20 protein-coding genes and 2 pseudogenes are annotated in these 23,269 nt (G+C 40.3%); 2 read left to right on the top strand and 20 right to left on the bottom strand.

The window, feature by feature from the left end; translation table 11 throughout:
• Window positions 1-341: 341 nt before the first annotated feature.
• Window positions 342-1,976, bottom strand: a complete 1,635-nt coding sequence (locus tag B4W83_RS10485) for a hypothetical protein (protein WP_001237552.1) — start codon at window positions 1,974-1,976, stop codon at window positions 342-344.
• Window positions 1,957-2,586 (bottom strand): ABC transporter ATP-binding protein, encoded by a 630-nt coding sequence (locus tag B4W83_RS10490; RefSeq protein WP_000569199.1) that lies wholly within the window; start codon window positions 2,584-2,586, stop codon window positions 1,957-1,959. The genes B4W83_RS10485 and B4W83_RS10490 overlap by 20 nt, the downstream gene beginning before the upstream one ends.
• Before the next feature lie 179 nt (window positions 2,587-2,765).
• Between B4W83_RS10490 and B4W83_RS10495 the strand changes: the two genes are divergently transcribed.
• Window positions 2,766-4,220, top strand: coding sequence for an alpha-amylase (locus B4W83_RS10495; RefSeq protein ID WP_001181041.1), 1,455 nt, complete (start codon window positions 2,766-2,768; stop codon window positions 4,218-4,220).
• A gap of 89 nt (window positions 4,221-4,309) precedes the next feature.
• Here B4W83_RS10495 and alaS read toward each other — a convergent pair whose 3' ends face one another.
• From alaS to B4W83_RS13560, 13 genes and pseudogenes are all read right to left on the bottom strand, one after another.
• The gene (gene alaS / locus B4W83_RS10500; protein WP_000811769.1) at window positions 4,310-6,928 is read right to left on the bottom strand and encodes an alanine--tRNA ligase; all 2,619 of its coding nucleotides are present in this window, start codon (window positions 6,926-6,928) and stop codon (window positions 4,310-4,312) included.
• 21 nt (window positions 6,929-6,949) lie between these two features.
• Window positions 6,950-7,435: an LURP-one-related/scramblase family protein gene (locus B4W83_RS10505; RefSeq protein ID WP_000847073.1), complete on the bottom strand. Its 486-nt coding sequence runs from the start codon at window positions 7,433-7,435 to the stop codon at window positions 6,950-6,952.
• Between the two features lie 328 nt (window positions 7,436-7,763).
• Window positions 7,764-8,063: a hypothetical protein gene (locus B4W83_RS10510; protein WP_000770989.1), complete on the bottom strand. Its 300-nt coding sequence runs from the start codon at window positions 8,061-8,063 to the stop codon at window positions 7,764-7,766.
• A 151-nt stretch (window positions 8,064-8,214) separates the two neighbouring features.
• Window positions 8,215-10,101: pseudogene (locus tag B4W83_RS13970) on the bottom strand (DNA methyltransferase); the annotation flags it as partial.
• Window positions 10,102-10,366: 265 nt separating this feature from the next.
• Entirely contained in the window at window positions 10,367-11,437 is a 1,071-nt protein-coding gene (locus B4W83_RS10520; protein WP_000737959.1) for an ABC transporter substrate-binding protein, read from the bottom strand.
• On the bottom strand, window positions 11,434-12,207 hold the full coding sequence (locus B4W83_RS10525) for an ABC transporter permease (protein ID WP_000717323.1): 774 nt from the start codon (window positions 12,205-12,207) through the stop codon (window positions 11,434-11,436). Before B4W83_RS10525 ends, B4W83_RS10520 begins: the two co-directional genes overlap by 4 nt.
• Window positions 12,204-13,010, bottom strand: coding sequence for an ABC transporter permease (locus tag B4W83_RS10530; RefSeq protein WP_000753803.1), 807 nt, complete (start codon window positions 13,008-13,010; stop codon window positions 12,204-12,206). Before B4W83_RS10530 ends, B4W83_RS10525 begins: the two co-directional genes overlap by 4 nt.
• Window positions 12,991-14,148: an ABC transporter ATP-binding protein gene (locus B4W83_RS10535; RefSeq protein ID WP_000742894.1), complete on the bottom strand. Its 1,158-nt coding sequence runs from the start codon at window positions 14,146-14,148 to the stop codon at window positions 12,991-12,993. The genes B4W83_RS10530 and B4W83_RS10535 overlap by 20 nt, the downstream gene beginning before the upstream one ends.
• A gap of 159 nt (window positions 14,149-14,307) precedes the next feature.
• Window positions 14,308-15,213 carry a UDP-N-acetylmuramate dehydrogenase gene (gene murB, locus B4W83_RS10540; RefSeq protein ID WP_000116193.1) on the bottom strand — a complete coding sequence of 302 codons (906 nt, stop codon included), beginning with the start codon at window positions 15,211-15,213 and terminating at the stop codon, window positions 14,308-14,310.
• A gap of 109 nt (window positions 15,214-15,322) precedes the next feature.
• Window positions 15,323-16,076 (bottom strand): annotated as a pseudogene (locus B4W83_RS13555) (YhfC family intramembrane metalloprotease).
• A 9-nt stretch (window positions 16,077-16,085) separates the two neighbouring features.
• Complete coding sequence (gene budA / locus B4W83_RS10555; RefSeq protein WP_000360310.1) at window positions 16,086-16,817, bottom strand: acetolactate decarboxylase; 732 nt, start codon at window positions 16,815-16,817, stop codon at window positions 16,086-16,088.
• A gap of 482 nt (window positions 16,818-17,299) precedes the next feature.
• A complete protein-coding gene (locus B4W83_RS10560) occupies window positions 17,300-17,644 on the bottom strand; it encodes a hypothetical protein (RefSeq protein WP_000489503.1) in 345 nt (114 codons plus the stop codon).
• Window positions 17,645-17,674: 30 nt separating this feature from the next.
• Window positions 17,675-17,821, bottom strand: a complete 147-nt coding sequence (locus B4W83_RS13560; protein WP_000669513.1) for a hypothetical protein — start codon at window positions 17,819-17,821, stop codon at window positions 17,675-17,677.
• A gap of 416 nt (window positions 17,822-18,237) precedes the next feature.
• Between B4W83_RS13560 and B4W83_RS10565 the strand changes: the two genes are divergently transcribed.
• Window positions 18,238-19,509, top strand: coding sequence for an aminotransferase-like domain-containing protein (locus B4W83_RS10565; RefSeq protein WP_000744853.1), 1,272 nt, complete (start codon window positions 18,238-18,240; stop codon window positions 19,507-19,509).
• Between the two features lie 19 nt (window positions 19,510-19,528).
• On the opposite strand, the gene B4W83_RS10570 is transcribed toward B4W83_RS10565, so the two are convergent.
• The 5 genes from B4W83_RS10570 to pstB (B4W83_RS10590) all read right to left on the bottom strand — a co-directional run bounded on the left by B4W83_RS10570 (window position 19,529) and on the right by pstB (B4W83_RS10590) (window position 23,261).
• Window positions 19,529-20,344, bottom strand: a complete 816-nt coding sequence (locus B4W83_RS10570; RefSeq protein ID WP_000837363.1) for an ABC transporter substrate-binding protein — start codon at window positions 20,342-20,344, stop codon at window positions 19,529-19,531.
• 119 nt (window positions 20,345-20,463) lie between these two features.
• Window positions 20,464-20,937 (bottom strand): NUDIX hydrolase, encoded by a 474-nt coding sequence (locus tag B4W83_RS10575; protein WP_033605139.1) that lies wholly within the window; start codon window positions 20,935-20,937, stop codon window positions 20,464-20,466.
• 84 nt (window positions 20,938-21,021) lie between these two features.
• The gene (gene phoU / locus B4W83_RS10580) at window positions 21,022-21,675 is read right to left on the bottom strand and encodes a phosphate signaling complex protein PhoU (RefSeq protein ID WP_000946465.1); all 654 of its coding nucleotides are present in this window, start codon (window positions 21,673-21,675) and stop codon (window positions 21,022-21,024) included.
• Window positions 21,676-21,686: 11 nt separating this feature from the next.
• Window positions 21,687-22,445 (bottom strand): phosphate ABC transporter ATP-binding protein PstB, encoded by a 759-nt coding sequence (gene pstB, locus B4W83_RS10585; RefSeq protein WP_000128635.1) that lies wholly within the window; start codon window positions 22,443-22,445, stop codon window positions 21,687-21,689.
• A 12-nt stretch (window positions 22,446-22,457) separates the two neighbouring features.
• Window positions 22,458-23,261, bottom strand: a complete 804-nt coding sequence (gene pstB, locus B4W83_RS10590; protein WP_000109215.1) for a phosphate ABC transporter ATP-binding protein PstB — start codon at window positions 23,259-23,261, stop codon at window positions 22,458-22,460.
• Window positions 23,262-23,269: the final 8 nt, after the last annotated feature.

Consider the following 23,269-nt stretch of genomic DNA (forward strand, 5'->3'; position numbering starts at 1 on the left):
TTTTGAAAATGATTGAGTATCAATATACTATCAATAAATAATATTATAGAAGCAACAATAATTATAATTTCACCTATCTGCGTCATTCTATTTCGAACTTTAAATATATGTTCTATCAAAAATACTTGAATCACACACATTATAGGAATGAATGTTTTTGAAATTGAAAAATATCCCAATAAATAAACTATAAACAACAATAATAGAACTATATTATATTTCTTATTCAAAACATTCCTCTCTATATTTTTGATTACCAATCTTAATCATTTACAACTACATTCTAACAAACTATAAAAGCATTTGTCGAATTGAATTTATCAAGCAAGCGACCAACTAGCTCATCTTTTTTCTATTTCTGCCAATATGCGTGACAGGTAGTAATGATAGCCAAAAATAGCAAGAGCAAGCAAGAGGATAAGAACTCCTACTCCCAAGCTGATGGCAAGGACAGGGACGAGAGACCGAACCAAGAATAAGCTCCCTATTACAAGGGCCATTAAGATTGCACTATAAATAAAAATCAAAACTATTGCTACTATACGATTTGAACGGTTTACCAGGTCCGTAATGCTACTCCAATTGGTTGACAGATTTTTCACGTCCTTAAAGTAATTGTGGCAAGAAAGGATGACACTGGCAAGGATCCATGCCACAAGGAGGTAAATCATCGAAAGAATGGGCAAGCCTAGATATAGAGAAAGGCCAAGTAAAGTCAGAACTGGTAAAAAGGACTGGACAGCAAATATAATCCAAAATTTCACTTTCACATAACGAGCAAAGTCAAAGGGTAAACTCTTAAGAAAATCAACATTTTCCCTCTCCAAGGACAAGGCAATTGAATGCAGGCTGGTGATATTGTTATTGACAACTGCTATAAACACTCCTACAAAAAACAAAGGTAACCAGTATGGAGGATGAATGTCTGGAACTATCTGAGAATCTCGGATTTTGGAAATCAGACCGATCATCATGAGATAAGGAAGGAAAGCACTTGTAAAAAGCACTGTAATCACGCCAGTCCCCTGTCCCAAGAGGGTGAGGTGGTAGCGTAAAACCATACGGAAAAATCCCTTTTTAGTAGTTGAAATTCTCTCCTTACTGCGACGTTCTTTCTTGACCTTCTCCTCACTGTTAAGCAGAATCACGTCATAAAAACGAGGAAAAACCTTCTTTTTGCTCAAGTAAAGCAAGAAGACAGTTAGTCCTATCCAAGCAAGCAGACCCAGGATGGCTTCTGTCGAAAAAGGCTCCACTGCTATTTTGTAAAAGAGATGAATAGGATAAAGGAGAAATGGAATGTCTCTAACTTTGTCAACAATACGTCCAGAAGTCGACTGTAGAAAGAAGACATATATTAAAGGTATGAGAACTCCTATCCCAATCATCACATTCGAAAAAATAGACTGATACTTTCTGAAGACCCTAGTCTGAGCCAAGAAATGTACTGCCACTACCATCACTAAAGTAACAGAGACAAATAATAGGGCCAAGGACAGTAGCATCAAAGGCAAGCCCAGCCAAAGAGAAGGTGCTAGCCTAATATAGAGGGCTAGAAAATAAGCTGGGATTGGTAAAATTCCAGTTAGAGCTGGCAAGAGAACAGACAGTCCTTTAGCGATTATAATCTCTGATTCTTTAAAGGCATAGGGCCTATAAGATGCCAAGTCCTTACTCTCATAAAAGACATTGTAAAAGGCAGTTAAAGAAGTTGAAAAGGCAAGCACTAGTAAAATAGCAACCATGAAACTAAAATAAACAGGCATTTCCTCAAAAGGAAAATGAATGGCTATAGTACTAAAAAAGATGAGCATCAAGAGACTGAAAAAAATGTAAGAACTTAGGACTCTAGCGGAAACATTTACTTTTTTCCCAGGATTCTTAGCCTGCTTCTTTCGTAGGTTAGCCAGATTAGCTTCTTGAGATGAATAGAGGATATTGATATCAACTAATTTTTTAATGACCTTGAGACGCATCTGAAACCTCCTCTTTTCTACCAGCAAGGCTAAGATAGATACTTTCTAAAGACTGGTCTGGATGGTCTTTTTGTACATGTTCCTTCATCATTTGCTTCAAATCAAAGGCAGCCTGGGGATCCAAACCAGTCAAGGGTTCGTCCAAAACCCAAATATCGGGATCAGACAAGAGTGCCCCAATGACAAAGACTTTTTGACGCATTCCGTGAGAAAGGGTTTCAATAACCTGATAACGATTTTCAGCAAAATCAAAAACGTTCAATAGCCTAGCTAGACTAGCCTCCAAGTCAGAGCTAGTCAGATCATAGGATGAAGCAATCAATTCCCAAAATTCATTGGCCGTTAAACGTAAAAATAAGTCAGGCGAGTCTGCTACGTAGCCAATCTTTCGTTTAATAGCCAAGCGATTTTCCGATAACTCCTGACCGTCTACCAAAATACGACCACTGCTGGGTGAAATGATACTGACTAGGGATTTTATAGTGGTCGATTTTCCAGCCCCATTATGGCCAATCAAGCCCATAATCTCCCCATTTTCAATCTGCAAATTGAGATTGCTCAAAGCCTCTTTATCACCATACAACTTACTAACATTTTGAAATTCAATCATGGGATGACTCCTATCTTTATCTATATCACATACTATTATACTAGCACTTTGATACAAAAAAATCAACACTTTATTTTAAGTAGATACAATAGTTTCCTTCTATTCTTACGCAAACGTTTGCGCCAAGAGATACTTTATGATAGAATAAAGAACAAGATTGACAAGTAAGAGGAAACATCATGCAAAATCAAACACTCATGCAATACTTTGAATGGTATCTGCCCCACGACGGTCAGCACTGGACACGTCTGGCTGAAGATGCTCCACACCTAGCTGATCTCGGTATCAGTCACGTCTGGATGCCACCAGCTTTCAAGGCTACCAATGAAAAAGATGTAGGTTATGGTGTCTATGACTTATTCGACCTAGGAGAGTTTAACCAAAAAGGGACTGTCCGCACCAAGTATGGTTTCAAAGAAGACTATCTTCAAGCCATTCAAACTCTAAAAGCACAGGGAATTCAACCTATGGCTGATGTGGTTCTCAACCACAAGGCTGCTGCCGATCACAGGGAAGCCTTTCAGGTCATCGAAGTGGATCCTGTAGACCGTACAGTTGAACTTGGAGAACCCTTCACCATCAATGGCTGGACTAGTTTTACCTTCGATGGTCGCCAAGATACCTACAATGACTTCCACTGGCACTGGTACCACTTCACAGGTACAGACTACGATGCCAAACGTCGTAAGTCTGGGATTTATCTCATCCAAGGGGATAATAAGGGCTGGGCCAACGAGGAATTGGTTGATAATGAAAACGGAAACTACGACTACCTCATGTATGCTGATCTAGACTTTAAGCATCCTGAAGTCATCCAAAATATCTATGACTGGGCTGATTGGTTCATGGAAACGACTGGTGTAGCTGGTTTCCGCTTGGATGCCGTTAAACACATTGACTCTTTCTTTATGAGCAATTTCATCCGTGATATGAAGGAAAAATACGGTGAGGATTTCTATGTTTTTGGTGAATTTTGGAACCCAGACAAGGAAGCCAACCTAGACTATCTTGAAAAAACGGAAGAACGATTCGATCTTGTCGATGTTCGTCTCCACCAGAATCTCTTTGATGCTAGTCGAGCAGGTTCCAACTACGATCTTCGTAGCATTTTCACAGATAGCTTGGTTGAACTCAAACCTGACAAGGCTGTGACTTTTGTCGACAACCACGATACCCAACGAGGTCAGGCTCTTGAGTCTACCGTTGAAGAATGGTTCAAACCAGCAGCCTATGCCCTCATTCTGTTACGTCAAAATGGCCTTCCATGTGTCTTTTACGGAGACTACTATGGGATTTCAGGGCAGTATGCTCAAGAAGATTTCAAAGAAGTCCTTGACCGCCTCCTAACCATCCGAAAAGATTTGGCCTATGGAGAGCAAACAGACTACTTTGATGATGCTAACTGTATCGGTTGGGTACGTTCAGGTGCTGAAAATCAATCCCCAATCGCAGTCTTGATCTCAAATGACCAAGAAAACAGCAAGTCAATGTTTATCGGCCAAGAATGGGCTAACCAAACTTTCGTAGATTTACTTGGAAACCACCAAGATCAAGTTACAATCGATGAGGAAGGTTATGGACAATTCCCAGTCTCAGCTAGATCCGTAAGTGTCTGGGCAACCAATACAATCTAATAACTCATAATAATCCAGCCAGATCCAATCGGATTTGGCTTTTTTGCATTCACAAAAAGACCTACCCAAATGGATAGATCTTTACTTGATTACAATTTACCTGCTACTGCATCCAACAATTCTTGGATTTTAGCTTGGTTGCTTCCTCCTGCCATGGCCATGTCTGATTTACCACCACCACGTCCATCGACGATTGGTGCTAATTCTTTGACAAGGTTTCCTGCATGAAGGTCTTTTGTCTTGCTGGCTACAAGGACATTGACTTTGTCACCGATAGCGGCAACTAGGACAAGAAGATCAGAGTAGTCTTTTTGTTTCCAGTTATCTGCAAAAGTACGAAGGGCACCGGCATCGGATACAGACACTTGACTAGCAATGTAACAATGACCGTTGACTTCCTTAACATCTTTGAAGATATCGCCTGCGGCTGCAGCTGCGGCTTTTTCTTTCAACTCAGCATTTTCTTTTTGAAGTTGACGAAGTTGTTCTTGAAGTCCTTCTACCTTGTGAGGTACTTCCTTGACTTGAGGTGCTTTCAAGGTTGCTGCGACAGCTTTAAGAGCATCCTCTTGTTCACGATAGGCTTCAAAGGCTTCCTTACCAGTCACTGCCAAGATACGGCGAGTTCCTGAACCGATTCCTTCTTCTTTGACAATTTTGAAGAGACCAATCTCAGAAGTGTTGCCAACATGAGTACCACCACAAAGTTCAATAGAGTAGTCACCGATAGTCACGACACGAACTTCCTTGCCGTATTTCTCACCAAAGAGAGCCATAGCTCCCATTTCTTTAGCAGTGTCAACATCCGTTTCAACTGTCTTCACTTCAAGTGCTTCCCAAATTTTCTCGTTAACTTGCTGTTCAATCGCACGCAATTCTTCAGCAGTCACTGCTTGGAAGTGGGTAAAGTCAAAGCGAAGGAATTCAACTTCGTTAAGAGATCCTGCCTGTGTTGCGTGGTTTCCAAGGATATTGTGAAGGGCAGCGTGAAGCAAGTGAGTAGCAGTGTGGTTTTTCATAACACGGTGACGACGATTTGTATCAATTGCTAAAGTATATTCTTGGTTCAAGGCAAGCGGTGCAAGGACTTCAACAGTGTGAAGAGCTTGTCCGTTTGGTGCTTTTTGAACATTGGTCACAGTAGCCACAACCTTACCTGACTCATCCAAGATTTGTCCGTGGTCAGCTACCTGTCCACCCATTTCAGCATAAAATGACGTTTCCGCAAAGATAAGAGAGGCAGTTCCTTCTGAAACAGCTTCTACTTCTGCATTGTCCGCCACGATAGCTACCAATTTAGAAGACAATTGGCTAGCATTGTAGTTGAAGACACTTTCTACAGTGATGTTTTGAAGAGTTTCATTTTGCATACCCATTGAGCCACCCTTGACAGCTGACGCACGCGCGCGTTCTTGCTGTTCTTTCATGGCTGCTTCAAAACCTTCACGGTCTACAGTCATACCAGCTTCTTCAGCGATTTCTTCAGTCAATTCAACTGGGAACCCATAAGTATCATAGAGTTTGAAGACATCTGAACCAGCGATAACAGATTGACCTTTTTCTTTCAAGTCTGCTACAATGCCTTGGGCAAAGTGTTGACCTGAGTGAAGGGTACGGGCAAATGATTCTTCTTCGCTCTTAACGATTTTCTCAATAAAGTCACGTTTCTCAAGCACTTCTGGGTAGTAGCTTTCCATGATTTTTCCAACAGTTGGAACGAGTTTGTAAAGGAAAGGCTCGTTGATACCCAATTTTTGACCATGCATAGAAGCACGACGAAGAAGACGACGAAGGACATAACCACGACCTTCATTTCCTGGAAGGGCACCATCACCGATGGCAAATGAAAGTGAACGGATGTGGTCAGCGATGACCTTGAAGCTCATGTTGTCGCCATCTTGGTCATAAACCTTACCAGACAATTTCTCGACTTCACGAATGATTGGCATGAAGAGGTCTGTTTCAAAGTTTGTCTTAGCCCCTTGGATAACCGCCACCAAACGCTCCAAACCAGCGCCCGTATCAATGTTCTTGTGTGGCAATTCCTTGTACTCGCTACGAGGAACAGCAGGGTCTGCGTTAAATTGTGACAAAACGATGTTCCAGATTTCGATGTAACGGTCGTTTTCAATATCTTCTGCAAGTAAACGAAGACCGATATTTTCTGGGTCAAAGGCTTCTCCACGGTCAAAGAAAATCTCTGTATCAGGTCCAGAAGGTCCCGCACCGATTTCCCAGAAGTTGTCCTCGATCGGAATCAAGTGACTTGGGTCCACTCCCACTTCAATCCAGCGGTTGTAAGAATCTTTATCATCTGGATAGTAAGTCATGTAAAGTTTTTCAGCAGGGAAATCAAACCATTCAGGGCTTGTCAAAAGCTCATAAGCCCAAGTGATAGCTTCGTCACGGAAGTAATCTCCAATAGAGAAGTTCCCCAACATTTCAAACATGGTATGGTGACGTGCAGTCTTCCCTACGTTCTCGATGTCGTTGGTACGGATAGCCTTTTGAGCATTGGTAATACGTGGATTTTCAGGAATAATGGTCCCGTCAAAGTATTTCTTAAGGGTTGCTACCCCAGAGTTGATCCACAAAAGAGTTGGGTCATTTACAGGAACCAAGCTCACTGATGGTTCTACTGAGTGACCTTTGGTCGCCCAGAAGTCAAGCCACATTTGGCGTACTTGTGCACTAGATAGTTGTTTCATATCGTCTCCTTATTTACTTGTTTAATGTGATTGGCTTTCTAGCATTTCCACATAGTCAATCGCGACACAGAGGGAAATGACTAGGTCTGCATAAGCGTCCTCCAGAACCGTTACGGTATAGGTAGAGGTCAGATGGAAGAGTTCCTTCTTAATTTCCGCAATCAGCTGATCGCGATCATCCAGCAATTTGAAATTCAAATCCCAGATATTGCCCTCGATACGAAGACCCAGATTATCAAACTCATACTTATCTCGCCAGAAGGTCAACTTCTTGCGAATGACAAAACTCGAGCCATCCCGAAGATGAATTTCAAATCGAGGAAGCAAGGTCAAGATTTCTTTACTGATCTGACTAACCTGTTCACCATTAGCGTCATAAATAGTAAAGGTTTTAGGAATCTTAAAGAATGATCCCTCCACCTGATAGGTGATTTCTCCTCTGTCATCCTTGATAGCGAAGCGTTCGCCTCCAAGACGAAACTTTTGTTTGACAAGAAATGTTTTCATCAACACCTCCAAAAATCAAAAGACAAGCTCATATCACGAAGGGCGAAAAACCGCGGTACCACCTTCATTCAATGAACTTGTCATTCTCTTGTTCTTATGCAATTGTTAAATTGAGTAGCATGACTTCCTAGCTTAGATGGCTCGCAGCACCGCCATTTCTCTGGACTAAGACAAGAGAAAATCAATTCTCAACTTTCTTATTATAACGTTTTTTTAAGCTGGCGTCAACTGGGAATGATTCTAACCAATAGTAGTGTGGTAGGAGAGAAGATATTTTGCAAATTTAACTACTATTTTCAAAATGTAAGTAGTAATATTTAATTTATTTCTAGTACAGTTCCCCCACATTCATACGCTTCCACTCAGAAAACTCTACCTTGAACAATTCTGGAGCTTTTTTAGTCTTATCATACACCACAATATAGTAACCTTTTTTATTCCAGAACTTACCCAAAATCTCAGCGTCTTCCAGTTCAGCCTCATAGTCTAACATCTCATATCGTTGTGTCTCTTTGGCTGTTTCTACCTTTTTATCACTATCAACCCCAACAGTCACGAAGTTGACTCCAATAAATATAACCATGTAAAACAATACCAAGGCAATGCCCAAACCCTTTAATAACTTCATTCTCTTTTCTCTACTTTCTTCTTTTGTGTTCTCTAAATATTAAATAATCTTATAAATAGTGTCTTTCTTTATTTGAATCTAATTTCAAATCCAATTTTTTCAATCACTTCTTGGATTTCATCTAGCGATACTAGAAACCATTCTTTAAAGTTAGGTAGGGATTTATATTCTTTCCATAACTTTCTCCCTTATCACTATATATAATTCTTTTCTTATCATTTTTATTTGAAAATCCAATAATAGTAACTGTGACCCCTGCATTATGGGCCGCACTATTGTTCCATTTAAAAGATTGATACGCAAAGGAAATTTGACCATATCGTAGAAGAACATTCCACAAAATTGAAACTTGTTCACCTTGATTTATTGAATTTGTTGTTACAAAAGCATATTGAGCATTTTTACCATAAATAAGGTGAGTTGCCTTATAAAACCATCCCGAAATATAATCTAATTTTTTAGAAGAAATTTCTGAACAAATCACATTTTCTAGTTCCTTCTTTTGTTCCAAGGTCATTTTTTTAGAGCCTATATACGGCGGATTTCCAAATATATAAACTTCGTCATCTGCCTTGACATTCAACACAGTTTCCCATTCAATTCTTAGAGCATTCCCACAAACGATATTTCCAGCTTCTCTTAAAGGTAATAGTCTTGGATGGACATCAGCAAGAGCTTCTTCCATTTCCACATTCATCTGGTGTTCTGCTATATACAAGGATAGCCTTGCTACTTCATGAGCGAAATCATCCAATTCAATTCCTGAAAACTGGGATAGAGAAATCTTAGATGCATCAGCAATCAATTCTCCTTGATAAACAGCTTTTTCATTCAAGGAGTCACGAATTTCACGCTGTTTGACTAAGATATTAATCTCTAAACGACGAAGTTCTTTATAGGTAATGATGAGGAAATTTCCAGAACCACAAGCAGGATCTAAAAACTTGATAGAGGCCATACGAGTGAGTAACTCTTCTAACTTGGGTAAGATTTATCGTAATTCCTTGCGACGATGTTCCTCACTAAAGTCACCACCTCCTATATAGTAATCAGCTCGTTCTTCTAATTCCGTAAATGTTGCTCGTAGATTATCTAAAAATAGTGGTTTGATGACCTTCATAATATTAGGCACGCTAGTATAGTGCATACCCGATGTTGATCTTGCTTCTGCATTTGCCACGGTTTGAATCATTGATCCCAAAATATCTGGATTGATTTCATTCCAGTTTAGCAATTCTCCTGCTTCAATGAGTAATTGACGAGTTCTTTTATTGAAAATAAGGTCATGATGTGGCTCTGAAAAAAGCTTACCATTTACATAAGGAAAATCTGATAACCATGACTCCAAATTCTGACGACTAAATTCAGGCATATCTAAAACAGTAAATAGTTTTCTAACACACTCATTCAAGTCAGAACCATCTTCGGATGTCCTCATCTTAATAACATTTGTGAAAGCTCCCTTGGAGATAATATTTGTATCTTCTGCAAATAGTAGAAAAAGAACACGAATCAAAAATAGATTAAATGATTTACCATCAGTTTCAGTGATTGCTAGTTCAGGATTGATAGAAATTAGTTCATCATAAAGTTTGGTGAAACGCTCTGCCGCTTTTACATCAGCAGGATTTTCCTTATCATAATCAATCTTTTCAATACCATTCCAAGGTAAGAAGAAATCACAATGGGCTGGTAAATCATTAAAAGAAATTGCTAGAGTTAGCCCTGTCTGTGTATCCTTTGCATATAATTCTTGAAAATCTGTTGTAATAATAAATCGAGATTTACGAACCTGATCCTCCAACTCTTTATCAATCTCAGTCAGAGTAAGTAATGGCTGATTTTCAACTTTACGAAAATACAATTTGTTTTTTATTATAAAATCATCAGATGCCACTTTACTTGCTCTTGTTATGGTCGTTTTAGTAATGTCAAACAATGAAACAAATTCAATAATGAATGTCGATTTATTAAGATTCTCTACTAAAACCTTAGTTCTATCCTCAATCTCAGTGATATTTAATAACTTTTTAGCCATTAGATACCTCCAAGAAACGCAAAAAGCCTACTGAATTTTCAGTAGGTTTCAATCTATATTTTTTGCATTTTTTATTAGGTTATATATATATATATATATATATGCATTTGCGTAGTCTGGCTCATTTTGAACTCCTTTGGAATTAAATTTTCAGAGATGCTATAAACAATACTAATAACTCTCTGCCTAAAACTATTATACCATAATTTCTATTTTTTCTAAAAAACGAACCAGCTTGACTGATTCGTCTTCTTACGTTTATCTCCTACTTCCGATACATTTTAAACTGTAGGAAGAGGTCGCTATATTTCCCTGTCCATTTATGGTCAAATTTCTCATAAATTTCTAGGTGTTTCATGGTTTCAACATCGGGATAGAAGGCCTTATCTTCCTTTGTTTCCTCTGGGAGCAGTTCCTTAGCTGGTAGGTTTGGTGTTGAATAGCCGACATACTCTGCATTTTTGAGGGCATTTTCGGGTTTCAACATAAAGTTGATAAAGGCATAGGCTGCGTCTTGGTTTTTGACTATTTTGGGAATGACCATATTGTCAAACCAAAGGTTGCTAGCCTCAGTCGGTACCACATAGCGTAGATTTTCGTTTTTTTCTAGCATTTGGCTAGCTTCCCCAGAGAAGGTCACACCGATAGCAGCGTTGTTCTGAATCATGTAGCCCTTCATCTCGTCGGCAACGATAGCCTTGATATTGGGAGTCAGTTTGTAGAGCTTATCCACTGTCTCTTCCAACTGCTGGGGATCCTTGGAGTTGAGGCTGTAGCCGAGGGAATTGAGCCCTAGACCCAGCACTTCACGCGCCCCATCAAAGAGCATGATAGAGTTCTTATACTCTGGCTTCCAGAGGTCATCCCAATGCTCAGGCGCTTCCTCTACCATGGTTTCATTGTAGACAATTCCCAGTGTTCCCCAGAAGTAAGGGATAGAGTATTTATTTCCTGGGTCAAAGGACTGGTTGAGGAACTCCGGTCCGATATTTTCAAGACCTTCAAGTTTTGAATAATCAAGCGGTACCAAGAGGTCTTCGTCCTTCATCTTGTTAATCATGTATTCACTAGGAATGGCAATATCGTAGGTCGTTCCACCCTGCTTGATCTTGGTATACATGGCTTCGTTGGAGTCAAAAGTCTCGTACTGAACTTGGATTCCTGTTTCTTCTGTGAATTGCTCCAAGAGTTCTGGATCGATATAGTCTCCCCAGTTATAGATAACCAGTTTTTGACTATCTCGGCTATTGATTTTACTGTCTAGATGCGTCGCAATTCCCCACAAGACCAGGATAATCGCTACAATTCCTGCTAAAAATGAATAGAGTTTTTTCATGCTTGCTCCTCCTTCTCACGTGAGATAAAGTAATATCCAACAACTAGGATAATACTAAAGAGAAAGACAAGGGCAGACAGGGCATTGATTTCTAGTGAAATCCCCTTTCGAGCACGAGAGTAAATCTCGACTGACAGGGTTGAAAAGCCATTTCCCGTTACAAAGAAGGTCACGGCAAAGTCATCTAACGAATAGGTGAAGGCCATGAAATAACCAGCAATGATAGACGGAGTCAGGTAAGGAAGCATGATTTCCTTAAACATCTGAAATTGACTAGCTCCCAAGTCATAGGCCGCATGAATCATGTCACCATTCATTTCCTTGAGTCGAGGCAAGACCATCAAGACCACGATAGGAATGGAGAAGGCCACGTGACTAGATAGAACGGTCAAAAAGCCAAGTGAAAACTTGAGTTGGGTAAAGAGAATCAAGAAGCTAGCACCAATCATAACGTCAGGCGCAACCATGAGGATATTATTGAGTGATAGAAAGGCTTCTTGGTATTTCTTACGAGACTGGTAGATGTAAATGGCACCAAAAGTCCCGATAATGGTCGCTATCAAGGCTGATAGGAAGGCCAAGAAAAATGTCTGAGCCAAAATCAGCATGAGTCTCCCATCTCCAAACATGGTTTCAAAGTGAGTCCAGCTAAAACCTGTAAAGCTATTCATATCATCACCAGCATTAAAGGCATAGCCAATCAAGTAAAAGATAGGCAGGTAGAGGACCAGAAAGACCAGTCCCAGATAAAGGTTGGCAATTTTTTTCATCGTTCTCTCCTTTCCTTGGTCACCCACATGGTGATGAACATGGTCAAGATGAGAATTACACCGATGGTTGAACCCATACCGTAGTTGTCATTGGTTAGAAAATTCTGCTCAATGGCTGTACCTAGTGTGATAACGCGGTTCCCACCAATCAAACGGGTCAGCATGAAGAGACTCAAGCTGGGGATAAAGACCGATTGGACCCCACTTCTCACCCCATTCATCGATAGAGGGAAGATGACATGACGGAAGGTCTCCCACTTGGTCGCACCTAGGTCATAGCTGGCATTGATGAGATTGTTGTCCATATCATCCAAGACATTGAAAATCGGCAATATCATAAAGGGAAGCTCGATGTAGCTTGCGACAAAGATAAAGGAGAAATCGGTAAAGAGCAACTGTTGTGAACCAATTCCGATGAATTCCAAGAATTGGTTAATAGAGCCATTTTGACCAAAAATCCCGATAAAGGCATAGGCTTTAAGAAGAAGGTTGACCCAAGTAGGCAGAATAATCAGCATGAGCCAGAGTTGACGGTGCTTGAGACGAGTCAAAAAGAGGGCTGTTGGATAGCTGATAAGCAAGGTCACAAAGGTCACAATTCCTGCATAGAGTACAGAGTTGAAACTCATTTTGAGGTAGGTCAAGTTTTGTGACGCAAAGTAAGATTTATAGTTTTCTAAACTAAACTGGCCTTCAATATTGAAAAAGGATTGTCCGAAAATCAAGACCAAGGGTGCGAGTACAAAGAGAGCAATCCAGAGCATGTAGGGCACTACAAAGAGTTTAGAGCTTGTTTTCTTCATCTCTTTCCTCCTCGATTGCATTGATCAAACCTGCTTCTTGCTCTTCGATTTCCACGTATTCTTCGATACGGGCATCGAACTCTTCTTCTGTTTCATTGAGACGCATGATGTGGATATCTTCTGGTTCAAAGTCCAGACCGATTTCCTCACCAACAATAGCCTTACGGGTTGAGTGGATCATCCATTCATTCCCAAGTTCGTCATAGGCGATAATTTCATAGTGCACCCCACGGAAGAGCTGGGTATCGACCTTAACTTGGAGCTTGCCTTCTTCAGGAAGGGTAATCCGCAAGTCCTCTGGACGAATAACAACCTCAACAGGCTCATTTGGTTTCATCCCACCATCGACCGCTTCGAAGCGTTTGCCGTTAAACTCAACCAAGTAGTCCTCAATCATGGTTCCTGACAAGATATTTGACTCGCCGATAAAGGTGGCAACAAAGTGGTTGATTGGCTCATCGTAGATGTCCACAGGGGTTCCAGACTGGACAATCTCGCCATCATTCATAACAAAAATCCAGTCACTCATGGCCAAGGCTTCTTCCTGATCGTGAGTGACAAAGACAAAGGTAATGCCCAATCGTTGTTGCAATTCACGGAGCTCGTACTGCATGTCTGTCCGCAATTTCAAGTCCAGAGCTGACAGAGGCTCGTCCAACAAAACCACACGGGGTTGGTTGATGATAGCACGGGCAATGGCTACACGCTGACATTGTCCTCCAGAGAGTTTACGGATGGAACGTTTTTCATAACCTTCCAACTGAACCATCTTGAGAACTTCCGCTACGCGTTTCTCGATTTCTTTCTTGTCAATTTTACGCAAGCGAAGTGGAAAGGCAACATTTTCAAACACATTCATATGTGGAAACAAGGCATAGGATTGGAAGACAGTATGAACGTCTCGCTTGTTGGTTGGGATGTCATTGATACGAACACCGTCCAGCAAAATATCTCCTGTCGTCGCATCCAGTAAACCTGCAATAATGTTTAGGATGGTTGATTTTCCTGAACCAGATGCGCCTAGAAGGGTGTAGAATTTCCCTTCTTCCAACTCAAAGTTGATGTCTTTGAGAACCTTGGTGTTGCTGTCTTCAAAAACTTTAGAGACGTTTTTGAATTCGATAATTGGTTTTTTCAATTGTCATTTATTCCTTCTTTTTCATAGATTAACAGATCAGGGCTCTGTCAGGCCGCCACTACCTCGTGTAGGAGATTAAACTGCCTACATTCTTCTGCACTAACGATAGGCTTTCACCCCCTTTCCATGATATAGCAGCAGCTTTTCAAATACAGCTTCCTACTTGCTTTCACCTAAAATACGGACTTCTCTCTCAAGAGTGACGCCAGAGTGTTCCTTGACTTTTTCAATCACAGACTCAATCAAGTCTTCGTAGTCTTTGGCCGTTCCATCAGCAACATTGATCATAAATCCTGCGTGCTTTTCTGACACTTCTACGCCACCGATACGATAGCCTTTCAAGCCAGCTTCTGAAATTAACTGACCTGCAAAATGCCCTACTGGACGCTTAAAGACCGAGCCACAAGATGGGTATTCCAAAGGTTGCTTGAGTTCACGCAGGTGCGTCAAGCGATCCATTTCTTGCTTGATGACCTGATGGGTTCCTGGGGCCAGGGCAAATTTAGCTGACAAGACAACTGCACCAGACTCCTGAATGGCTGAATGGCGGTAACCAAAAGCCAAATCTTTGGCAGATAGGGTCTCGATTTCTCCATCCTTGGTCAAGACCTTACAAGACTGCAAGATGTGGGCGATCTCGCCACCATAGGCACCCGCATTCATAAAGACAGCACCACCAACGCTTCCAGGAATGCCACAAGCAAACTCAAAGCCAGTCAAACTATGACGGAGGGCAATGCGAGTTGTTTCAATCAAGTTAGCTCCTGCTTCAGCTTCGATGGTATAGCCATCAACGGAAACATTATTGAGCTTGTCACACAAGATGACAAATCCACGAATCCCACCGTCACGAACAATGATGTTACTAGCATTTCCAAGAACCATCCAAGGAATATTTTCTTGGTTGGCAAATTTAACAACGCGCGCCAACTCAAAACGATTTCGTGGAAAGACCAAATAATCGGCCTCTCCACCTACTTTTGTATAACTATAGCTATGCAAGGGTTCCTTGAAACGGATATCAATCCCTTCTAAGATTTCAAGCATGTTTTCTCTTACAGACATGTTACTCTTCCTTTTACAAAATTCATTCCATTATACCATTTTTAAGACCATTTGACGACCCTAAAAAATCTTGGGCTTATTTTAAACAAAAAAGAGGTTTCCCCTCTTTTTATGATTTTTTACAAAAGATTGCCTTGGTTCCATAGGCAACTAGGATCAGTTCAACTAGTAGAATCACTTCAACCAAGACTGGATTTGTCAACCAGCCTACTTGGGAAAGAGATGGTGCCAGATCAAAGAAGGCATGCAAGCCATAGGCTGCTAGGAGATAAATCCATTTCTTCTGGCGAACAGCTTGGTAAACCCAAACAGTCAAGAGTAATTGGAAACCTAGCGCCAAGATTCGCTCAAAACCAAGCAAATAAATCTGCCAGACTGATAGCGACTGAATAGTTTTCAACATATTTTCAGACAGTAATTGCATGACCTGTGGATCCTGCGTTTGAACTGCTGAGAGAACGATGTAGAGATTAAGCAAACTAGCAAGACCTAGGAAAATCAACTCCAAACCACCATGCCCTAACCCATAGGCCAAGGCGTCTGCCTTTTCCAAACTTCTCTTTTTCTCCAACCATTTGAAGAAAATAAGACGAGCCGTTTCCTCAAAAAAATGCTGCCATGGCTAGGCCATAGATGATATAGACAAGCGGATGATCTTGCAAGAGAGCAATACTACCGTCTTTTTGAGGATGTAAAACTAAGATATGCACCAGTTTTTCCAAAATCTGCGAAGAAACAAAGAAAGCGACTGCACCCAATCCCAAGGCAGCTAGATTAGTCTGGTATTTCTTTTTGGCATACCAAACGCTCCCTAGCAAGAAAGCCAGCAACAGCACCATGGTAATGATAATATGAATGATCATTTTCTTCTCCTATTCTGCCTTTTCAATATCTTTTTTCATCTCGTCAACATTGAACTTAGCAAACAAGTATTGACGGTCTTGGACTGGGAAACGTTGGTCCAACTGGTCAATAGCTCCCACCTCGATAATGCCTTCCTTGATAACAAAGTCCATAACATGCCCACCGAAGGTCAAATCATCTGAGATAAAATGTAGATGATATCCTGCCAAACTGACCCCATTGAAAATCTCTGGCGTCCAGAAACCAACGATGGTTCCTCCCACATTGTCACGACTATATTCAGGTTGATGGGTTGCGACATCAGCAAACTTGGTATCTGGTGCCGACTTAGGAATCATGCGCACATGCATATGTGAAAATTCCCCACGAATCTTGATAGAGCGGAAAAGATTTTCCCCGTCATAATAAGACTCAATCCGTTCTTCCAATTCCTTGTCTGTCATCTCAAAGCGCTGGCGGAAAATGACCTCTGCCTGATGTGGTACTACTGCTGCGTAAGGAATAAGGGCATCTGGTGATACTTCTACAATTTCCGGTTGCTCTCCTGAGCCTTTGGCTTGATAAGCCTTGCCATCCAAGACAATCAATTCCCCATCAATGGAATCCAAGGTTCCCAAACCAAGGTCTCCATGCTCTAGCAATTCTCCTACTGTCATGGTGCCACCATAAAGGCCAGCCATCAAGGCTCCAAGGGTATTGTATTGAAATAATTTCACTGGTTCCTGCACGTTCTTATCCATTCTCTTTCTTATTTGTTATTCTATAAATGTTACTCCTAAGTATACCACATTTAGCTTTATATGTGAACGAGAAAAACACCTTAGACATTGCCAAGAAAGAAAAAAGGGTGCAATGTAACAAAATCAAGGGAGGTCTGGAATGAAGAAACAAAGCAAGTACCAAGAGGTCGTAGCTTATCTGAAAAATGGCATCGAGTCTGGACGCTTTCCGACGGGTAGCCTGAGATTTTGACAGAAACAAAACTTGAACTGGCACAACAACCCCTAAGGAACACACTTCCCTAGGGGCCTTTTTTTATTTAACTAAATCATTATTTATTTTTTGTTCCTAGCAAACATAAATATTGTATTAATAATTGCAAAAATAAATGCAAACAAAAGGATTTTCCAAAGGATAAATTTTTGTAACACTAAATATGCATATACAAATCCAATCAAAAAGCTAATAATCCCATCTTTTATTAAAAAGTTTTTATCACGCATTATTCCAGACCACACTGAACTGCCCAAATAGCCAACTGACCAGCAATGATATAAATATTTGTTTTAAGTCCATTAGCTTTAACAAATCTTAGTACCACTTTAGCTAATTCTAACCAAGCCTTTTTCTGCGCATACTTAACAATTAGCGAAACATTGGTCATAGCAAAAAATTCTTCTCGTATTTTTCTCGCTATACATCCTCCCATCTCATCCCAAGGGACTCTGTCATAGAGATTATTAATATTAGTTTCTAATTTATTTTCCGCAAGAGCAATATCTTTTTGAGAAAAGTTTTTATAAACATATTCAGTAAAATTTTTTTCATTAACTCCATTTCTAAACATTTGATCAAGAACATTAGCTACATCATCTATTTATTTTTGTTCTTGGGTACTAATTTCAGAAACTTCCGTAGTAGTTACATCATCAGCAAATACTCTAACAGAAACTATAGAAGGAGACATAATAGAAAATAGTGATAATACAACAAGAGCTGAAGTTACAGTTTTTTTAAATTTCATAAAAAACACTCCTTCAAGTCACAAATATATATTACTGATAAAATAACTTGATTTTCTGATTTAAAACTCCTTTCTAACAAGTCATTCGTATACTTTTATTTTTCAATTCTATTATACCACAACTAGAAAACGGTTTCAAGTTTTTTCCTAAAAATATGTGCAAGTAATACGGGGAAATTAGCATGAAAACTTTTTAAAACAAACCAACCCCAGATAAAAATACATATTTTGTTTTAAAGAGAAAAAAGTTCCGAAAAACTGTCACATCTGCATTTGGTTGCTCTTTGATTTCAAAAAAAGTATTAAAGATGGGAATATACCACATTTGCTCTTAGATGTGAACGAGAGAAACACCCTAGACATTGCCAAGAAGGAAAAAAAAGGGTACAATGTAACAAAATCAAGGGAGGTCTGGAATGAAGAAACAAAGCAAGTACCAAGAGGTCGTTTCCTATCTGAAAAATGGTATCGAGTCTGGACGCTTTCCGACGGGAAGTCGCCTGCCTTCTATCCGTCAACTAAGCCTTGACTTTCACTGTAGCAAGGACACCGTTCAGCGCGCCCTGCTGGAATTACGGTACGAACAATACCTCTATGCCAAGCCCCAGAGTGGCTACTATGTCCTAGAACAAGGGCAACACCAAGACCTCGAAATCGAGGTTACGGATGAACACGCCAGCGCCTATGACGATTTCCGACTCTGTGTCAATGAAACTTTGATTGGCCGGGAAAACTACCTCTTCAACTACTATGAAAATCAAGAAGGTTTAGAAGACTTAAGACAATCCATTCACCAACTCCTCTTTGACCAAGCCCTCTACTGCAAGGCTGACCAACTGGTACTGACTTCTGGAACCCAACAAGCCTTGTTTATCCTTTCTCAAATTTCCTTCCCTAGCCAAGCCAAGGAAATCTTGATGGAACAACCGACCTACCATCGAATGAATCGCCTCTTGATTGCTCAGGGTCTGGACTATCAAACGATTGAACGAGGCATTGATGGGATTGACTTGAAGGAACTGGAAGGCCACTTCAAAACAGGAAAAATTAAGTTTTTCTATACCATTCCTCGATTTCACTATCCTCTAGGCCATTCCTATTCTGAGCAGGACAAACGAGCTATTCTTGACTTAGCAGCCAAGTATGATGTCTATATCGTAGAGGACGATTATCTGGGTGATTTGGACTCCAAGAAGGGCCAAACCTTCCACTATCTTGATACAGAGGAGCGTGTCATTTATATCAAGTCCTTCTCGACCAGCCTCTTTCCAGCCCTTCGTATTACAGCACTCATTCTTCCAAATGCTATCAAAGAAGCATTTGTGGCCTACAAAAATATCCTAGACTACGACAGCAACCTCATCATGCAAAAGGCCTTATCACTCTATATCGATAGTCAATTGTTTGAGAAAAATCGTCTGACTCGCTTGAATAATCAAGAAACTTACCAAAAACAAATCAAGGAAAGACTAGCTTACAGCCCCTGTCCTCTTCCTCATTTTCCTCTTCACGATGGTTTATTGCTAGACCTGAGACAGTATCCTAAAATCGCCAATCTCAAACACAGTCAACTAGGCTTGGACTTCTTTGAAGAGGCCTATTTAAGCACCTGTCCTTATCAATTTGCCAAGGTGTCCCTAGACAATCTGGAAAAGGTTTTAAACTATTTAAAAGCAGAATTGGAATGACATCCAACTCTGCTTTTTCTTATTCTTCAACTTCAGTTAGACTTGCTGCTTTTTCAAGATAGCTTTGGTAAATTCCTTCATCCTTGAGTTTTTGGATGACCTTGTCTACCACTTCTCTCAAATCATCACTATTTTTTCTAAGAGCAACGGCATTGGCGTCGCCGTCCTTCATCTTCAAGCTGACAATTGCGACAGCTAAGTCAGCGTTTTTAGCAGCATAACTAAGTGCAACAGGCTCATCCATATGAACAGCATCTACTTTTCCAACCTGCAATTCATTGACTGCTTCACCCATATTAGTTAGGGAAGTTAATTGAGCTTTTGGCAATTGTTCCTTGACCATTGATTCTGGAACAGTCCCTTTTTGAGCCGCAATATTAGCACTTTCAAGGCTAGTTAAATCCTTGTATTTTTCTACATCAGCCTTACGAACCAAGAAACTAATCTTGTTTTCATAGTAAGGGATTGAAAAATCAAAGACTTCTTTTCTCTCGTCAGTAGCGCTAATTCCCGCAACTGCCAGGTCAGCCTTACCTGTTTGAAGACTGGTCAAAACATTGTCAAAACTCATGCTTGAGATTTCCAACTTAACCCCAAGTTCATCAGCGATAGCCTGAGCCATGTCGATGTCTGCACCGACTACCTGGTTCTTTCCATCAACCAATGATTGAAATTCAAAGGGTGCATAGTCAGGACTTGTCGCCACAACCAATTTCCCCTTTTGCTTAATGGCCTCAACAGCTGACTGAGAACCATTAGAACCTGACTGGCAAGCTACTAAGAAGAAACTTGCAAGAAAATTACATAAAACAAATATCCATTTTTTTGATTTCATAAATAAACAACCCCTCTGTTAATTTTGTATAATTATAACGATATCTAAGTTGCTTGTCAAGTGTTTTCTTGCATTTTCATAAAATATATTTACTAAAAAATAGAAATACAGTGGTTAGTTTATCTATCTATTGGGAACTTATTTTCAAAAAAATCATTTATCATATCTTGATGCTGCTGGTTTACAATTGCAATATTTTGTATGTCACTATGATCAAAAAATCCTAATTCTAAAGTTTCATCACTTGTAAAAAAATTTGTAGAGATAGAAGTTTCAGATGAAACTAAATACAAGATTGTAAGAACTTGAGCCTCATCACCATTCGGATAACTGTCTGAATATTTTGTATAAACATTTAAGAGTTTTTCCACCCTCACTTCGACTCCTGTTTCTTCATAAAACTCTCGCACTAAAGCTTCTAAAGCCGATTCTCCTAATTCAAGAGCACCACCTGGTAATCCCCACGTTCCTTTATCTGCTCGTTTTTGTAATAAAATTTTTCCTGATTGACTTAATATTCCACAGGTAAAATTTAAAATAATCTTATCTTTTCCAACTTTTTTCTGATATTCTGTATGTAGTTCATTATTCACCTCTGACAAAGTAAACTATCTATACAATGAAAGCTTACTGTATTAAAAAGTAAGCTTTCACAATAATTTTATCCTTTGAATACTTTATAATTCGACAATCTTACCTGTTTCAAAGTAAACAACCCATTCACAGATATTTTTAGCATAGTCACCGATACGCTCCAAGTAGGAAATAACTTGGAAATAATCACGACCCGTAACAATGGCTTCTGGATTTTTCTTAATCTCTTCAGTCGCAAGGTCACGGATAGTTTCAAAATAGTGGTTAATTTGCTCATCCATGGAGGCTACCCGGTATGCGTCGTCAACAGAACCATTAAGATAAAGATCAAGTGCTGCTTCAACAACGCTTTTAACTTCACGTCCCATTTTTTGAATTTCTTCCTCTACAGCTGGGATGCGCTCTTCCCCCTTCATACGGATGGTTGCCTGGGCAATGGCTACAGCGTGATCCCCCATACGCTCCACATCTGATACAGCCTTAAGGACAGTCAAGACTGTACGCAAATCTTGAGAGACTGGTTGTTGGAGTGCAATCATTTCAAATGATTTCTTTTCCAGTTTCACTTCGTATTCATTTACTTCTGCGTCATCTTCGATGACCTCTTTTGCCAGGTCACGGTCATGCGTGACAAAGGCACGCACCGTACGATTGATTTGTGAGAGCACTTCTTGTCCCATAGCGTAGAACTGGTTATGTAATTTCTCTAAATCTTCTTCAAATTGAGATCGTAACATCTTTCATCTCCTTATCCAAATTTTCCTGTAATATAGTCTTCCGTTTCCTTGTGTTGGGGATCAAGGAACATCTGCTTGGTATCATTAAATTCAATCAAATCTCCATCTAGGAAAAATCCTGTCTTATCAGAGATACGTGAAGCTTGTTGCATGGAACGGGTTACCAGAAGCATGGTGTACTTGTCTTTTAGACCATACAAGGTTTCCTCAATTTTACCAGCTGAAATCGGATCCAAAGCCGAAGTTGGCTCATCCAAGAGGATGATTTTAGGACTGGTTGCCAAGACACGGGCCACACAGACACGCTGCTGTTGACCACCTGACAATCCAATAGCTGAATCATGTAGACGATCCTTGACCTCATCCCAGATAGAGGCACCTTGCAAGGCTTTTTCTACGGCTTCATCCAGAACCAGCTTATCCTTAATTCCATTGATACGAAGCCCGTAGACAACATTCTCATAGATAGTCATAGGGAAAGGATTAGGTTGTTGGAAAACCATTCCGATTTCCTTACGTAATTCAACCGTATCTGTACGCGGACTGTAGATGTTGTGACCATTGTACACCACGGATCCAGTTGTGGTCACCTCTGGATTGAGATCTCCCATGCGGTTGAGAGACTTGAGGAGGGTTGACTTCCCTGATCCAGATGGACCAATCAAGGCTGTAATTTCCTTAGGTTGGAAAGATAGGGAAACACTATTCAAAGCCTTCTTTTTATTATAATAAACGGACAGGTCTGATACCTGTAAAATCGCATCTGTCATACGGTTTCCTTTCTAACCAAAGTGACCAGATACATAGTCATTGGTGGACTGTAGCTTGGCATTTTGGAAAATAGTTGCAGTTTTGTCATACTCAATCAAATCACCCAAGTAAAAGAAGCCTGTATAGTCACTTGCACGAGCAGCCTGCTGCATATTATGCGTTACAATGATGATGGTAAAGTCTTTCTTGAGCTCAAACATGGTCTCTTCTAGTTGCATGGTCGCAATCGGATCCAAGGCTGAGGCTGGCTCATCCATTAAGAGGATATCTGGCTTAACAGAGATGGCACGAGCAATACAGAGACGTTGTTGCTGACCACCTGATAAGGTCAAGGCTGACTTGTGGAGATCGTCTTTAACCTGATCCCAGAGGGCAGCCTGACGAAGGGAGGTTTCTACGATTTCATCTAGGACTTGCTTATCCTTAACTCCAGCACGTTCATGCGCAAAGGTAATATTACGGTAAATTGACTTAGCAAATGGATTAGGGCGTTGAAAAACCATTCCAATGTGTTTACGCATTTCATAAACGTTGATTTCTGGACGGTTGACATCAATTCCACGATAGAGAATCTGCCCAGTTACTTTAGCAATATCAATAGTATCATTCATGCGATTGAGACTGCGTAAGTAGGTAGATTTCCCCGATCCCGACGGACCAATCAAAGCTGTAATTTTATTTCTTTCAAATTGCATATCAATCCCCTTAATGGATTCATTTTTACCATAGTAAACATGGACATCCTTAGTAGAAAGGGCTACTTTTTCTTCAGGAAAGGTAAGGATATGCTTCTCATCCCAGTTATATGTTGACATGGCTTCTC

This window comes from Streptococcus pseudopneumoniae ATCC BAA-960 = CCUG 49455, from assembly GCF_002087075.1.
GTDB classification, from domain to species: domain Bacteria; phylum Bacillota; class Bacilli; order Lactobacillales; family Streptococcaceae; genus Streptococcus; species Streptococcus pseudopneumoniae.